Annotated in this window: 17 protein-coding genes; 6 read left to right on the top strand and 11 right to left on the bottom strand. The window is 56.6% G+C overall.

Annotation, left to right across the window (positions count from 1 at the left end; genetic code table 11):
* Positions 1–295: 295 nt before the first annotated feature.
* Positions 296–1,237 (bottom strand): cation diffusion facilitator family transporter, encoded by a 942-nt coding sequence (locus JOE56_RS01885; protein WP_204514582.1) that lies wholly within the window; start codon positions 1,235–1,237, stop codon positions 296–298.
* Positions 1,230–1,586: an ArsR/SmtB family transcription factor gene (locus JOE56_RS01880; RefSeq protein WP_204514581.1), complete on the bottom strand. Its 357-nt coding sequence runs from the start codon at positions 1,584–1,586 to the stop codon at positions 1,230–1,232. The genes JOE56_RS01885 and JOE56_RS01880 overlap by 8 nt, the downstream gene beginning before the upstream one ends.
* 246 nt (positions 1,587–1,832) lie before the next feature.
* Here JOE56_RS01880 and JOE56_RS01875 point away from each other — a divergent pair, with 246 nt between their 5' ends.
* A complete protein-coding gene (locus JOE56_RS01875; RefSeq protein WP_204514580.1) occupies positions 1,833–2,510 on the top strand; it encodes a hypothetical protein in 678 nt (225 codons plus the stop codon).
* A gap of 144 nt (positions 2,511–2,654) precedes the next feature.
* Here JOE56_RS01875 and JOE56_RS01870 read toward each other — a convergent pair whose 3' ends face one another.
* Positions 2,655–3,125 (bottom strand): hypothetical protein, encoded by a 471-nt coding sequence (locus JOE56_RS01870; protein ID WP_204514579.1) that lies wholly within the window; start codon positions 3,123–3,125, stop codon positions 2,655–2,657.
* Between the two features lie 81 nt (positions 3,126–3,206).
* Between JOE56_RS01870 and JOE56_RS01865 the strand changes: the two genes are divergently transcribed.
* Both JOE56_RS01865 and JOE56_RS01860 read left to right on the top strand, forming a co-directional pair.
* Entirely contained in the window at positions 3,207–3,812 is a 606-nt protein-coding gene (locus tag JOE56_RS01865; RefSeq protein WP_204514578.1) for a TetR/AcrR family transcriptional regulator, read from the top strand.
* 12 nt (positions 3,813–3,824) lie between these two features.
* Entirely contained in the window at positions 3,825–4,346 is a 522-nt protein-coding gene (locus JOE56_RS01860; protein WP_204514577.1) for a 2'-5' RNA ligase family protein, read from the top strand.
* Positions 4,347–4,364: 18 nt separating this feature from the next.
* Here the strand turns inward: JOE56_RS01860 and JOE56_RS01855 are convergent, their stop codons facing one another.
* The gene (locus tag JOE56_RS01855; protein WP_204514576.1) at positions 4,365–4,808 is read right to left on the bottom strand and encodes an ASCH domain-containing protein; all 444 of its coding nucleotides are present in this window, start codon (positions 4,806–4,808) and stop codon (positions 4,365–4,367) included.
* Positions 4,809–4,874: 66 nt separating this feature from the next.
* On the opposite strand from JOE56_RS01855, the gene JOE56_RS01850 reads away from it, so the two are divergent.
* Positions 4,875–5,312: a YtoQ family protein gene (locus tag JOE56_RS01850; protein ID WP_204514575.1), complete on the top strand. Its 438-nt coding sequence runs from the start codon at positions 4,875–4,877 to the stop codon at positions 5,310–5,312.
* A gap of 125 nt (positions 5,313–5,437) precedes the next feature.
* Here the strand turns inward: JOE56_RS01850 and JOE56_RS01845 are convergent, their stop codons facing one another.
* Both JOE56_RS01845 and JOE56_RS01840 read right to left on the bottom strand, forming a co-directional pair.
* Positions 5,438–6,499 carry a 2,3-butanediol dehydrogenase gene (locus tag JOE56_RS01845; RefSeq protein WP_204514574.1) on the bottom strand — a complete coding sequence of 354 codons (1,062 nt, stop codon included), beginning with the start codon at positions 6,497–6,499 and terminating at the stop codon, positions 5,438–5,440.
* Between the two features lie 247 nt (positions 6,500–6,746).
* On the bottom strand, positions 6,747–7,679 hold the full coding sequence (locus JOE56_RS01840; protein WP_204514573.1) for a patatin-like phospholipase family protein: 933 nt from the start codon (positions 7,677–7,679) through the stop codon (positions 6,747–6,749).
* Between the two features lie 31 nt (positions 7,680–7,710).
* On the opposite strand from JOE56_RS01840, the gene JOE56_RS01835 reads away from it, so the two are divergent.
* Positions 7,711–8,157 (top strand): OsmC family protein, encoded by a 447-nt coding sequence (locus JOE56_RS01835; protein ID WP_204514572.1) that lies wholly within the window; start codon positions 7,711–7,713, stop codon positions 8,155–8,157.
* Between the two features lie 3 nt (positions 8,158–8,160).
* Here JOE56_RS01835 and JOE56_RS01830 read toward each other — a convergent pair whose 3' ends face one another.
* From JOE56_RS01830 to JOE56_RS01810, 5 genes are all read right to left on the bottom strand, one after another.
* Positions 8,161–8,739 carry a 1-acyl-sn-glycerol-3-phosphate acyltransferase gene (locus JOE56_RS01830; RefSeq protein ID WP_204514571.1) on the bottom strand — a complete coding sequence of 193 codons (579 nt, stop codon included), beginning with the start codon at positions 8,737–8,739 and terminating at the stop codon, positions 8,161–8,163.
* A 27-nt stretch (positions 8,740–8,766) separates the two neighbouring features.
* A complete protein-coding gene (locus JOE56_RS01825) occupies positions 8,767–9,498 on the bottom strand; it encodes a GNAT family N-acetyltransferase (RefSeq protein WP_204514570.1) in 732 nt (243 codons plus the stop codon).
* Between the two features lie 67 nt (positions 9,499–9,565).
* Positions 9,566–11,158, bottom strand: a complete 1,593-nt coding sequence (locus JOE56_RS01820) for a helicase HerA-like domain-containing protein (protein WP_204514569.1) — start codon at positions 11,156–11,158, stop codon at positions 9,566–9,568.
* A 39-nt stretch (positions 11,159–11,197) separates the two neighbouring features.
* Positions 11,198–11,629: a hypothetical protein gene (locus tag JOE56_RS01815; RefSeq protein ID WP_204514568.1), complete on the bottom strand. Its 432-nt coding sequence runs from the start codon at positions 11,627–11,629 to the stop codon at positions 11,198–11,200.
* Between the two features lie 19 nt (positions 11,630–11,648).
* Positions 11,649–12,122, bottom strand: coding sequence for a hypothetical protein (locus JOE56_RS01810; protein WP_239530340.1), 474 nt, complete (start codon positions 12,120–12,122; stop codon positions 11,649–11,651).
* Positions 12,123–12,463: 341 nt separating this feature from the next.
* Here JOE56_RS01810 and JOE56_RS01805 point away from each other — a divergent pair, with 341 nt between their 5' ends.
* Positions 12,464–13,480 carry a magnesium and cobalt transport protein CorA gene (locus JOE56_RS01805; protein ID WP_204514567.1) on the top strand — a complete coding sequence of 339 codons (1,017 nt, stop codon included), beginning with the start codon at positions 12,464–12,466 and terminating at the stop codon, positions 13,478–13,480.
* The last annotated feature ends 9 nt before the right edge of the window (positions 13,481–13,489 follow it).

Here is a 13,489-nt window from a genome sequence, read left to right as displayed (position 1 = left end):
AGAACGGCGAAATTTCGACATATCTTCTCAACATGTCGATGAAATCGACATATGTGTACATGAGGGTTCTTGGGTATATAACCCCTCAGTTACTCACCACAAGTGCTCGGTTGTGAACTTGCTGTGTTGGGTAACTGGCCGATTTGTGGCCGAAAACGTGAACAAAAAGAACAAAAAGGGTGTGTAGTCAACACATCTGTTTTGAGCTGTGGTGGGTAAACGGTTCTTCGCATCTGCGGGGTGTGAACGATGCCTTGAAACCAGACAAAGATGAACCATGAAGTGACAGTTCAAACTAGGGGTGCGGGTGGTATTCGTGTGCATCATGCTTAGGCGGTTCGAACTGAAACGTGGAATGCTCAACGTCGAAATGCCCCGCAACACAGTCCTGCACTTGATCGAGTAGTTGGGGGACGTGCCCATCCTCAAAACACTCGTCGTTGACAACGATGTGTGCCGAAAGGGCCGGCAGGTCAGTCGAGACGCTCCACACGTGCAAATCGTGTACACGCTGCACGTGGGGAAGCTCAAGGATGTGTTCCGTGATTTCCTCAAGGGCAACGCCTTTTGGCGCCGCTTCAAGCAGAACTCGGCCTGCGTCTCGGAGCAGGTTCCATGCCGCGTACACCATGAGCCAGCACACCAGCAACGACGCAATGACATCAGCCATCACCCACTCAGTGAACATGATGATCAGGGCGGCGATCATTGTCCCGATGAAACTGTAGAGGTCGGTCAGAATGTGCTGATATGCACCCTCTACGTTAAGGCTCGAACGGTTTGCACGCGCAACCAACCATGCGACCACGATATTGACTGCCACCCCCACCGCGGCAACGATCAGCACAGGGCCGCCATCGACCTCGGGAGGTTCAAAAAGACGGTGGATCGCTTCAACAGCAATAATGCCGGCAACAACCAGGAGCGTGATGCCATTGACCGCAGCAGAGATGATTTCAACGCGTTTTAACCCCCACGTCAGCGCCCCTTTGGCGGGACGGGCAACCAAGCGAATTGTCCACAGTGCCAGCGCAATTGCGCCCACATCGGACAACATGTGCCCGGCATCCGAAAGCAAGGCGAGGGAGCCGGTCATGAAACTGACGACGACCTCGGCGATCATAAACGCGCCAAGAATGATCAAAGCCAGCCACAGATACCGGCGGTCAGCGTCGGCAGAAATGCTGTGGTTGTGTCCTTCGTGGTCGTGTGCGGACTGCTTAACCAGGTCAGGCATGGCTGGTGCTCTGCTGTTGTGAGGACTCAATGCATGTGTCTGAGCTTGTCAAGACTTCTGAGGCGGCCTTGAGGAGCTGTACGGTTTCCTGCGGGTGCGCCAAGGTGTAGTAGGTGGCCCTGCCGTGGGTGTGGCTGGCGAGGAGGCCAGCGTTGCGAAGCGAGGCCACGTGCGTTGACACGGTGGATTGGGCAAGACCGAGGTGGTCGACAAGGTCAGCAACCCGGTGTTCGCCTAACTGCAAATGTTGGATGATCTGAAGTCGGTGTGGGTCAGAAAGGCTCTTAAAGAGTGTCGCCCAGCTTTCGAGCTCAGTGTGGGAGTCTGCCACATGATTGTTTATCGCCATACATCGATTATATCGCTATGAATCGATGAATGCTATGCAGTTGTTCGGATAAGCTTTCCGGATGCGCTCAACAAGCGCTTGGTTGTGAGGATCGCCGAGTGGTTCGAACACTGACGGCGAGAAATGCCTCATGTAATCTACGCTGCCAAACAACTGTCAACATCGATATGACGACTTCAGTGTTTTGCGAGCCTCGCAGTCGCCGGAAACGCACATATATGATAAATGCACATATACAATAAAGGTATGAAGCGTTTGCGTGCGGGTCTGATGGTCGCCACCGTTGTTGTTATGTCTGGATGTGCTCTTAATGATCTTCCTTTTGCCGGCAAAGTAGAGCCTGAAAACCAGGCCCAAACAGCGCCTGCTGAAGAGCAAGTGCAGGAAAGTGCGCCCACAAAGACCGCCGGGTCGAGCGACATTGTCGCGGGCTCATCGACCAAAGGTGGCAAGAGCAAGTCGAATGAGTCGAGCGATTCAAAAGTCGGCGGTAACCCGCTCGGCAAGTATTTCGGCGGAACAAAGGTGGAGCCTCAAGCCTTCTTCGTCAAGCACGAATACAGCGACGGCGGTTACTTCTTTCAGGCCCCGTCCCAACTACACAGGTGTGAGATTTCTAAAGAGTATGTGGGCTGTACATTGACAAAACCGCCAGCTGACGCTCCTGTCGTTAACTACCCAGGGTATGAATACAGAGAAGCCAACGGTACCCGCATGAACTCAGGTTCAAAAGCTGAAATGATCGGACTGACTGACACTTCGTACATTCGGCAGGACGGAAACGGGCCAGCCAAAACACTTGAGTACGGGCAGGTATTGGACGTCCATGGCTTTCAGTGCACCACCAACAAACAAGACGGTGTGATCTGCAAGCAAGGTTCGCATGGTTTCCAGGTCTCATCGAAGAAACACAAGGTTCTCTAACATCCCTTCCCGCCGAGGTGGTTACTAAGCGGTGTGGAAGGATCGTGCTGATCCTTGCCCATCAGGTGTTCCGTACTGTGCGACGCGTGCGAGCTACGAGGGGGTTGGACTCGCAACTGTGAACGACCTCGGGGCGTTCCTTGCTTATCCAAAGACCATGATCCCGGCTGCCGCGAGCGATCCACACAGCACGCCCCACAGTACGATCGACACGAACTGCCAACTAGCCACCGCGTTGCGCGACGCACCAAAGGACACCATGGTCATAGAAGTGATCTGGCTGGGTAGAAATGTCTGACCTAGCAAACTGACGCCGGGAACACCCCATTTGTCGAACAGCCTCTTGAGCTTCGCTTTCTTGGGGCCCATGGAAGACTCGTCGTCTTTGCTCACGCGTTTGCGCAGTTTGTGTGCCCCAAAAACCAAGAGCAGCATCGAGGCAGTGTTGCCAATCACTGCGGCGGGAATTGCAACTGCCGGATGGATGCCGGCCATGATTCCAATGACTGACCCAAGGTAGGACTCGACGAGCGGGATCGCTGAAATGAGGATCACCCCGGTCCAACGCGCCCATTCGGGAAGTGAGAGTGTGAAGTTCTGCAGTGTCTCTAGCATTCTTTCTCCTCAGTAGTACGTTGTGCTAGTTCAGTGTACTAGTACGATGTACTACACTGTCAAGAGGAGAGTTCAGCCAAAATGAAAGGTGTTGTGCCGGTGACGGATAGGCGAGAAGAAATTATCCAGGCGGCAATCGAGCTCGCGCAGAAAAAAGGGCCCAAAGCCGCGACTGTGCGAGCTGTTGCACAGCACGTGGGAATTGGTGCTAGCACGCTACGCTACTACTTTCCCACCCAAAGCGACCTCGGACGGGCCGTGGCAGAACGTCTCATCTCGTCCGTGACACCGGACCTCAACATTCGCGACTCCTCCCAGCCACCGCACGAGCGGTTAGCAGAATGCATGATCCAGTTCTTGCCTCCTGATGATCAAAGTGTGGAAGCGATGGTGAGCGCGTGGGTCGCGCAGATGGCGCGCTTGTTTGTCCCACAGTCTGGCGAGGGACCCGCTCAGATGATGTCGCGCTTATACGAAGTGGGTCTGGGCCGAATTGTCCGATGGCTGCAGGTTTTGGCCCAGGAGGGGCACATCGATGAAGCAGACATTCCGCGTACAGCTTCTTTGCTGTCGGCTGCCTGCGATGGTCTCATGTTCCAGCTGGGGGCAAAGACGCTGACCCTTGATGACGCAAAAAATCATGTGACCTGGCTCTGTGCCACTGTTCTTCAGCGCGCAACCAACTAAACTGCACAGCATATGAGCGTGCGTTCACCGGACAACATCCTTTTCTACCTGCCACCTGACCAGGAGCAACAGGTGAGGGAGATCTTCTCTGCTCTGAACGACCTCGGCCTGCCCAAACAAAACCAGCGCCCGCACATCACGGTGACTTTCGCGCCGCGCATGTCTCCCGAGGTGGTCTCCCGTGCCGCTGAGATCCTGCCTCCCGTGGTGCCAGCGGCATTCACACGTGCGGGTACCGTGATTTTTGGGACGCGGAGTAAACAAACAATCGCATGGTTGTTAGAGACAGACAGTGCCGTGACCGAGGTTGCGCGCGAGCTGTGTGGCCTCAACCCGGATGGGAGAGGGGTGGAGTGGATTCCTCACCTGACTGTGGGGTTAAGGATTCCGCGCGCGCTAGTGCCGGATTATGTGCGAGGGCTGGAAGATGTCACCCCAACACGGTTTAAAGAACTGACGGCACTCAGAGCAGCGTATTGGCGACCTGCAACGCAGGAGTACACGCACCTCGCTGGGCCGGAACCGGCGGGGTAGCGGGCAACTGTGTGCCGGCTACACATATCTTTCGATGACTTCGAACTCTGAACACAGCACCTGTGTATCATCAGTGATCTCAAGTGGCGGGTCGCCCATCTCCGCGACAAACTGTTCCGAGGTCCAAAAGTGCTCGTGTCCTATGCGCCATTCGTGGGCATCTGCGTAACCTTCGCCTTCTTTGCGTGCGTGCTCATCGGTGACATGCGCCAGGGTAGTGACGTAATTGCGGGTCGTGCGCGTCACGCACACGACTTTTCCTTCGGAGTCGATCACTGCTTCAAGGTCTCCGCCGGTTGGGGAGGGGAGTGGCTCACCTGAGCGCGTGAATTCCTCGACAAGCGTGGCTGTTGAGGTTTTTTCTCCCGAAAGGATTGCACTGACCAACGCATCCCTGAGTGGGCCAGGGAATGCGTACTCCCCAATAGAGATGTTGGCGAGGTCAATGAACCGATGTTTCATAGCTCACATGCTAGTGCGAGACCTTGCGCATAATGGAAAACGCAAACACACTAACAAAGGAGCATCATGAGCTTTAACGTGTACCTCTCTGGCGAAATCCACACAGAATGGCGCGAAGAAATCGAGCGCGGTGCAACCGCTGCTGGCCTCGACGTCGTTTTTACCGCCCCTGTGACAGATCACGACGCGAGCGATGCAGCCGGTGACCACTTGGCAGAAACCCAGACATCGTTCTGGCGAGACAACCAGTCGGCAAAAGTTAACGCGATCCGCACGCGCACTCTCATTGAAAAAGCTGACCTTGTGGTTGTGCGTTTCGGTGACAAGTACAAGCAGTGGAACGCGGCGTTTGACGCCGGGTATGCGGCCGCATTGGGCACGCCGTACATCACACTACACTCAGCTGACATTGTTCACCCGCTGAAAGAAGTTGACGCAGCTGCGCTCGCATGGTGCGAAACGACAGAACAAGTCGTGAAAACCCTGCAATACGTTCTGCGCTAAAGCCGTGCGCACTGGCCCACTGCCGGTGACTGTCTAATACAAAGATCCGGCCCGGCTGGAAACCACTCAGGTTTCCTGCCGGGCCGGATCTTCTATGTTCGAGCGCGGTGCGCTACTTGAACAGATCAGGCGTTAGGATTCACCAAAATCTTCACGTGCTTCTCGTTGTTGTTGATGAGCTCGTCGAAGCCCTTCTCAACGAGTTCATCCAAAGCAAGGCGACCGGTGATGAACTTCGACAGGTCCAGCTTGCCTTCCTGCACCAGCTTGATGGTTGCTGGGTGGTCGTTCGAGTAACCAATCGTTCCACGCAGGTCGATTTCCTTGAGAACCAGGTTCGGCATGTCGACTTCTGGCTTACGACCCCAAATGGACACGTTAACGATCACACCGCCTGGCTTAACAGCATCGATGAGCATGTCCAGCACAACAGGTACTGATGAGCATTCAAAGCCTACGTCGGCACCCTTGCCACCGGTGAGTTCCTTGACCTTCGCAGCAACGTCAACTTCGCGTGGGTCAAAGACTTCGTCCGCCACGCCAGTTGTGCGAGCCATTTCCTTGCGTGCTTCAGACAGTTCGGAAATGTAAACGGTGAGTCCAGAAGCCTTGAGAACACCAGCGGTGAGAAGACCAATCGGTCCAGCTCCACCAACGATTGCGACATCGCCTTCGCCGGCACCCGAACGTACAAATGCGTGGTGACCCACGGAAAGGGGTTCGATAAGAGCAGCTTCGTCCAGCGGGATGTCACCAACAGGGTGTACCCAGCGCTGCTCAACGACGATCTTCTCAGACAGGCCACCACCTCGGCCACCGAGTCCGATGAAGTTCATGTTCTCGGAAAGCTGGTAACTGGAGCCTTCGCTGGTGTCGACGTCTTCGCCCACAATGTAAGGTTCAACAACAACGCTCTGGCCAACTTCGAGTCCTGTCACACCTTCACCCAAGGCGGTGATGGTGCCGGAGAATTCGTGGCCCAAAGTCACAGGGGCTTCTTCACCAGAAATGGGGTGTGGCTTGCCCTTAGGTGGAACGAAAATGGGGCCCTCGAGGTATTCGTGAAGGTCAGTGCCGCAGATTCCACACCAAGCAACGTCGATTGCTACAGTGCCAGGCTTGAGTTCTGGTTCAGGGATGTCTTCAATACGAATGTCTTTTTGGTCGTAGTAACGTGCGGCCTTCATATTCACTTCCTAACGATGAATGAGTCCGACTTGCGGTGATGAACAGGGGTTATATCGCTGTTCACTTATGAGTGTAGTCATGAGTGCGTACGGCCTGAAGCCCTGCACTGTTAATCTTTCAACCTGAAACTTGGCGTCTTGCAGAGTGACTTAGGTGAGGCGGGCGTTCTTGAGAGTGTGTCGGGTCGCACAGGCATGTTGTGGGTGGAGTCACAGGTGCCCGAGGTGTGTGAAGACTGACCGGTGTTTAGTGGTCAGTGGACACGCCCAGGAAATCCAGCCACTGGGGTATCTCACGGCGTGATTGCGACAGCCCCGCCCGGTGTGCGGCCGCCAGTTTTGAAAGGCTCCGTTCCCCGTTTCCAATGGGCATGCGTTCTGGAACGAACAGATAGGCCCTGCCTTGTTTTTCGAGCTCAAACAGTTCTTCACGCGTTTCGTTGTAGCGCTTCCACCGGGTCAAGAGGGCTTCAGCGATGGCCGGGTGACGTCGGAAATAACGGCGGTAGAACTCGCTAAACCTTTGAGGAGTTTTCTTGTACGAACGTTCTTGCGTGAGAACAACAAAGAAACGTTCGAACCCGTCTGCACGCGCCTGCGACAACGCGATTCCGCCGTCTGGTCCCAACGCGCCGTCCACGTAGGTTCGGCCGTCAATGTGAGTGGGTGGCATGATGACCGGCATAGTTGAGGACGCGCGTACGCGTACCATGAGATCTTGCATTGTTGGAAAGTCATTTTCAGTCCACACCTTCAGGTCACCTGATTCGGCGTCGAAAGCAGGAATCCGGATGCGAGTGCCGGAGTTGGAAAACGTGTCCCAGTCAAAGGGGAGTGCTTGGTGCGGCAGGCTCGTGTTCTCGTAAATGTACTCAGCGTTAAAGAGTCCTTTGCCCGCGAGCATGGTGCGCAGGTTGCCAAACTGAGGGTCGGCGGCAAAGTCCACAAAACAACGGCGGGCGCGTCCAGGGTCCCGCGACACATAGTTAGCTGTGTTGCTGGCACCAGCGCTCACACCTGCCACCCAGTTGAAGTAGATGCCCTGTTTGATGAGGGTGACAACGACCGCTGATGTCAATGCCGCTCGCATTCCTCCGCCTTCAAAAATGAGGGCAGTGTCGTCAATGAGGGGGTACGAGGCGGATGCGCGGGGAGAAGTGGCTTCAGGCTCAGGGCTCATGAGCCCATGTTAACGATCTAGAGTGGAGAACATGACGAACAGCGAAGAACGCAAACCTTTTGCCATCGAACTGTCGAGGACAGCCGAAAACCGATACGTCGCCACGAACGGAAAAGGCGGTCACATCGAATTTGGGCGGGGCGAAGACCTCATGTCACCCGTCGAACTGTTACTGGCCGCGATCGCTGGCTGCTCATCGATCGACGTAGACACAGTGACTTCGCGACGTACTGAACCTGAAAACTTCACGGTTACAGCGCGTTCGGAGAAGGTCGTCGAAGACGGTGACGCTTCACGCCTAGGTCCCATTACCCTGAACTTCGACATTACGTTCCCGGATGACGAAGCAGGACAACGCGCGACCGGAATGATCGAACGGCTGGTGAACTTGTCGCATGACAAGTACTGCACGGTATCGCGCACCGTGGAGCACGGGACACCTGTCACGTTCGACATCGCTTCAGGTGACGACGCGTAACCCTTAACCCTGAAACGAGTCTTCGTCTCTGAGGCGGGGCTCCACTTTGTGCTGAGGGTAGAAACCGGCTTTGTCTGAGTAGAACTCACGAATCCGGTCCATGTCTGCTTTCACATCGCCGGTGAGCACAACCGTGGGACCCAGGCCCGTTGTCATGGTTGTCCGGTCCACATACCCCAATACCAACGGCAAACCAGTCTCACGGGCAATCCGGTAAAACCCTGACTTCCAATGCGAATGCCCTTTGCGGGTTCCGTCGGGAGTAATCACCAGACTCAGGTTGTCGCCACTGCGCAAGGTGTCAACGACCTCGGCGACCATCCCTGCAGGATTAGCCCGGTCCACGGGAATCCCACCCAACTTGCGCATCACCGGACCCTTCCAGCCGGTAAACAGCTCTTGCTTGCCCATCCACCGCATGTGGATACCCAAACGCCACGCGATTCCCAGCATGAGCACAAAGTCCCAGTTCGACGTGTGCGGAGCACCGATGAGGATCGTGGGCTGTTTAGGCGCGGGGGCGGTGCGGAGCTTCCAACTGGAGAAGAACCAGAATGCGCGGGCGACGAGGCGACGGATCATGTTTGTAGTCTATGAGGGCTCGCCTACTCACACGCAGCGAGGTTCCTCGTGGCACTGCGCAAGGGTGCGTACCTGCGTGCCGTCAGCGTTGAAGTTCGCGGGATCCAGCCACCGTTCAAACCCTGCGCGGACTGCGGGCCATTCCGCGTCTGTGAGGGCGAACCAGGCGGTGTCCCGGCTACGACCCTTGTACACGACTGCGTTGCGGAACGTGCCTTCGTAGGTGAAACCCAAACGTGTGGCGGCCCTGCGTGACACGCTGTGGAGGTCATCGCACTTCCATTCGTACCGGCGGTATCCCAGGTCGTCGAACACGTAGCGCATGAGCAGGAACTGCGCTTCGGTTGCTGCGCGGGTGCGCTGGAGCAGGGGTGAAAACTGCACAGTGCCAACTTCAACCACGCCGTTGCTGGGGTCTTGGCGCATGAGTGCCATAGTGCCCGCGGGCTTTGTGGCTGGCTGGTCCGCAGACGATTTGAGGAGCACCACGTAGTGGCGTGGGTCGGTGCTGGCCTGGGCCTTGCGTGCCCAGGTGAGGTAGTCCGCCGAGGTGGCAAACGGCCCGTCCTTCATGTACGTCCACGCGCTGTCGTCGGGTGCCAGTGCGTACGCGTTGAAGAGGTCGCTGGCGTGTTGGTCTGCCACCAGCGGGGCAAGCGTACACGACTGGCCCTCCAGCGTCACCGGTTGTGGCGACTGCGCAGGGGTCCAGTGGGGGAGTGCCGGGCCGATCGGTTGGCCAAATTCGTTCAGTGTCATCTGTTCTCTTCGTTGGGGCCTGCTTGACAGGTAGGTGCGTGGAGCCTGGTCTAGGGGACTGGCTTTGTTACCTGCGACGGCGCCTGCGACGTCCCGTCCCGAAAATGCCGCGTGCAATCTCGCGGGCAGCTGTGCGCGTGAACGTGCGAACTTCGGACGATGACAGTACTGACTCAAGTAGCGACTTGTCTTGTCGCTTCGAAGACTGGGATGTCTCCCGTGTGGTCCGAGGTGCGGGAATCCGCTGAGGTTGTTCCTCTGTGGAGCGGGCGTCAGAACCAGCCACGTTCTCCTTCGCCTGGGCGTCATCCTCAGCGCCTTCCTCCAAGCGCTGCGTCAGGATCTCGCGGGCGGATTCGCGGTCCAGGCGCTCGCCGTACGTGGCACTTAGGGGAGAATCTGCGACCATCTGAGCAACGACCTCGGGCGGGGTGGGGCCCATCTTTGATGTGGGAGCAAACACCTTGGTGGGCGCAACAGGTGTGGGGGAGCCGTCTGGGTCCATGACCGTGACGATCGCTTCGCCGGTACCCAGGCTGGTGAGCAACTCGCCCAGGTCGAAATCCGTCACGGGGAACGTGGCGACCGTGTCCTTCAGCGCCTTGGCTTCTTTGGGGGTGTGCGCGCGTAATTGGTGCTGCACGCGCGAGCCCAGCTGCGCCAGGATTTCTTCCGGTACATCGGTGGGGCGCTGCGTGACGAAGAAAATGCCCACGCCCTTGGAACGAATGAGGCGCACGGTTTGTGTCACTGACTCGATGAAGGCTTTCGACGCGCCCTGGAACAACAAGTGCGCTTCGTCGAAGAAGAACACCAGTTTAGGTTTGTCCGCATCGCCCACCTCGGGGAGTTGTTCGAACAGTTCGGCCAGCAGCCACATGAGGAATGTCGAGAACAGTGCGGGCCGGTTCTGCACCGCGGGCAGTTCCAGCATCGAAACGACACCCGCCGGGCCCTCGGTGCGTAATAGGTCGGAAATGTCGAATTCTGGTTCGCCAAAGAAGGCTTCCGCGCCTTGCGCTTCGAGGTTGGCAATGGATCGCAGAATCACGCCCGCCGAGGCCGTTGACACCCCACCGATGCTCTTGAGTTCCGCTTTTCCTTCATCGGAAGTGAGGAACATGAGCACGGCTTTGAGGTCGCTTAAGTCCAGCAGGGCCAGTCCGTTGGAGTCGGCGTAGTGGAAGATCAGCCCCAGGACGGACTCCTGGGTTTCGTTGAGGCCCAGCACCTTAGCGAGGAGGAGCGGTCCAAAGGAGCTGACGGTTGCGCGCATCGGAATTCCGGTGCCTTCGCCTCCCAGCGCGTAGAAGGTGACCGCCGAGGCGGCAGGCTCCCAGTCCTGTCCGTTTGCCTTGGTGCGGGCTAAGAGTTTTTCTGACGCTTGGCCTTCTGAGGCCATGCCGGATAGGTCACCTTTGAGGTCGGCGGCGAACACGGGGACTCCAGCGCGAGTGATCGCTTCTGTGAGCACCTGCAGTGTAACGGTCTTTCCCGTTCCAGTGGCGCCGGCGATCAGGCCGTGGCGGTTGAGCATGCTTAAAGGAATGCGGACGCGCGCGTCAGTGACGGGTTTGTCACCGTCGAGGGCGGAGCCGAGTTCAATTGCTGGTTCAGAAAAGGAGTATCCGTCGCGAATAGCATCAAGCGCTGAAGTCATGTCTGTATTCAAGCACAGTCACGGGTACGCTGTTTGCGATTATTCGGTCTGATGGGCTGGGTTCAGTCTTTCGATTGCCGACATCGGAGTGTCATAGGCAAGCACGTTGTACCAGTCATCTTCTCCGGGCCACAGGAATGTGTGGTCGAAGCTGTCGGTGGCGAGGTCGTATCGGGCAATCCAGGTCTGCCAGTTGCCACGCTTGGGATCGGCAGTGAGCTCGCGTAGCCGCGCTATCAGCGCTTCGTTGAACGCCGGGTTGAGCGAGGACACCGTGGTGATCCGAGTCTCCTCACCGACAAACCGCCACGCCTGGTGCGCCGAATGCCCCTGTTCGTAGCCGGACACAACCACAAATCCGTCCCATGGTTTGCGTTGATTGAGCTTTCTGTCCACCCGCAGACACCTGCCGATGACTTCCAGGATCGAATCGGCGGAGTCGTAGTCGACCTCGATATCGGGTGTAGTCATTGCGCTTCCTCCAATGTCGTCAGACGGACGGCTTACCCCTGGCCGAAGTCAGCCATTGAGGTTCTTCGGCAGGATGGGCCGGATTCAGTGCTTCAATCGTCGACATCGGGGTGTCATAGCCGATCACGTTGTACCCCGCATCTTCTCCTGGCCACAGGAATATGTGATCGAAACTGTCGCTGGCGAGGTCGTAGAGAATCACCCAGGTCTGCCATTTACCGCGTTTGGGGTCGGCAGTGAGCTCACGCAGCTGCTCCATCACGTCAAGGTTGAACGCCGGATTGGCAATGTTCACCGCCGTGGGCAGGGTCTCTGCGCCGACAAAACGCCATGCCTGCATCGCCGCGTGCGCCTCCTCAAAACCGGTCAGGATCACAAAACCGTCCCACGGCTTTTCCTCGTTGAGCCGCTCGTCTGCACGCAGGCACCAGCCCGTAATTTCCAGGATCGAATCGGCGGAGTCTAAGTCGACCTCAAAATCGGGTGTAGTCATTGTGCTCCCTCCAATGTCGCCAGATGTACGCAGAATTTCCGTATTGCGCACTTGGTTATGCGAAAGTCTATGGGAATGAGCAGGCAACGTGCATGATGGCACTTTGCTCAGCCCACATCACCAGGCAAGTTCGCACCTACTGATGTAGCGATGAAATACGCTGGCTCTTGGTATTCTCATTGAGCACACGTACCGCGTGTGTTTAACGCGCACACTGCGCCCCATGGACTCGGGAGGAGGAAGCAATGCCTAGTCGTCGCTTAAGCAGAGGTTTCCGCGTTCCGCGAAGTAGAAAAGTCGTTGCAACAACTACTACTGCTCCTGCCCGTACCAAGTCTCCTGTGGTCACGGAAATTGACAACGGTGTTCCGTGCCGTGTTGAAGGCGAAATGTCGCTCAAGCAGGCCATGGATTTGACCAATTCGTCGCCCGACAACATGGTGCTTCTGCTGTACCCGTCACCCACAAAAGAAGAGATTCGTGAGCTTGAAAACGAGTGGGACCTTCACCCTCTGCTCACCGATGACCTGCTCAATGCGCACCAACGTCCAAAAGTGGAACGCTACGGTGACGTCATGTTCCTGGTCGCCCGGGCTGCCAGCTACATCGACGAACAAGAAGAAGTGAGGTTTTCGGAGTTTCACGTCCTGATGAAGGATGGCGTGGTTGTTGTCCTGTGCCAAGACGGGCGTTGGATCGATGGGGAAGACGGTTTGCAGATGGACGTGTATAACGCGCTGGTTGCTCGTAAGCACGGCAAGACCGTTCTTGCGAACCAGGGGATGTTGTCATACGGACCAGAAGCTATCATTTATCGTCTGCTCGCAGCGATTGTGGTGGGTTATGCCCCAGTGTTGCGGGGTATCGCGATTGACCGCGAGCAGATTGAACGGCAAGTGTTTTCCGGTGACGCGGCGGTAGCTGAACGTATTTACCGTCTGAGCCAAGAGGTCATCGATATGCAACACACGATTGCGTCTCTGAATGAAGTGATCGACTCATTGCGCGACGGGTTCGATAAGTATGAAATTCCAGAAGACTTGCGTACATATCTCGATGACGTCGAAGATGATCTGCTGCATGCGCTTCGGCAAACGGCCGATCTCCGTGACGCTCTTGCGCAGATTCTGAGTGTGAACGCGACGCTGGTGTCGCAACGCCAGAACGAGGACATGAAGAAGATTTCAGGTTGGGCTGCGATCCTGTTTGCTCCCACTCTTATTGGTGCGATCTATGGAATGAACTTTGACCACATGCCCGAGCTTCACTGGGCCCTTGGGTACCCCATGGCGATCGGGATGATGGTGGGAGTTGGCGTTCTTCTGTATTACTTCTTCCGAAAATCTGACTGGATGTAACGAGCCTGT

Source organism: Brevibacterium paucivorans (genome assembly GCF_016907735.1).
GTDB lineage: Bacteria > Actinomycetota > Actinomycetes > Actinomycetales > Brevibacteriaceae > Brevibacterium > Brevibacterium paucivorans.
This window is presented reverse-complemented; position numbering and strand designations above follow the sequence as displayed.

Excerpts from the sequence above, each read along its gene's own strand:
- JOE56_RS01850 (WP_204514575.1), top strand. The coding sequence starts at position 4,875 with ATGAGCTTTAACGTGTACCTCTCTGGCGAAATCCACACAGAATGGCGC.
- JOE56_RS01825 (WP_204514570.1), bottom strand. The coding sequence starts at position 9,498 with ATGACACTGAACGAATTTGGCCAACCGATCGGCCCGGCACTCCCCCAC.
- JOE56_RS01865 (WP_204514578.1), top strand. The coding sequence starts at position 3,207 with ATGAAAGGTGTTGTGCCGGTGACGGATAGGCGAGAAGAAATTATCCAG.
- JOE56_RS01845 (WP_204514574.1), bottom strand. The coding sequence starts at position 6,499 with ATGAAGGCCGCACGTTACTACGACCAAAAAGACATTCGTATTGAAGAC.
- JOE56_RS01885 (WP_204514582.1), bottom strand. The coding sequence starts at position 1,237 with ATGCCTGACCTGGTTAAGCAGTCCGCACACGACCACGAAGGACACAAC.
- JOE56_RS01870 (WP_204514579.1), bottom strand. The coding sequence starts at position 3,125 with ATGCTAGAGACACTGCAGAACTTCACACTCTCACTTCCCGAATGGGCG.
- JOE56_RS01835 (WP_204514572.1), top strand. The coding sequence starts at position 7,711 with ATGACGAACAGCGAAGAACGCAAACCTTTTGCCATCGAACTGTCGAGG.
- JOE56_RS01880 (WP_204514581.1), bottom strand. The coding sequence starts at position 1,586 with ATGGCGATAAACAATCATGTGGCAGACTCCCACACTGAGCTCGAAAGC.
- JOE56_RS01840 (WP_204514573.1), bottom strand. The coding sequence starts at position 7,679 with ATGAGCCCTGAGCCTGAAGCCACTTCTCCCCGCGCATCCGCCTCGTAC.
- JOE56_RS01810 (WP_239530340.1), bottom strand. The coding sequence starts at position 12,122 with ATGACTACACCCGATTTTGAGGTCGACTTAGACTCCGCCGATTCGATC.
- JOE56_RS01815 (WP_204514568.1), bottom strand. The coding sequence starts at position 11,629 with ATGACTACACCCGATATCGAGGTCGACTACGACTCCGCCGATTCGATC.
- JOE56_RS01875 (WP_204514580.1), top strand. The coding sequence starts at position 1,833 with ATGAAGCGTTTGCGTGCGGGTCTGATGGTCGCCACCGTTGTTGTTATG.
- JOE56_RS01855 (WP_204514576.1), bottom strand. The coding sequence starts at position 4,808 with ATGAAACATCGGTTCATTGACCTCGCCAACATCTCTATTGGGGAGTAC.
- JOE56_RS01830 (WP_204514571.1), bottom strand. The coding sequence starts at position 8,739 with ATGATCCGTCGCCTCGTCGCCCGCGCATTCTGGTTCTTCTCCAGTTGG.
- JOE56_RS01820 (WP_204514569.1), bottom strand. The coding sequence starts at position 11,158 with ATGACTTCAGCGCTTGATGCTATTCGCGACGGATACTCCTTTTCTGAA.
- JOE56_RS01860 (WP_204514577.1), top strand. The coding sequence starts at position 3,825 with ATGAGCGTGCGTTCACCGGACAACATCCTTTTCTACCTGCCACCTGAC.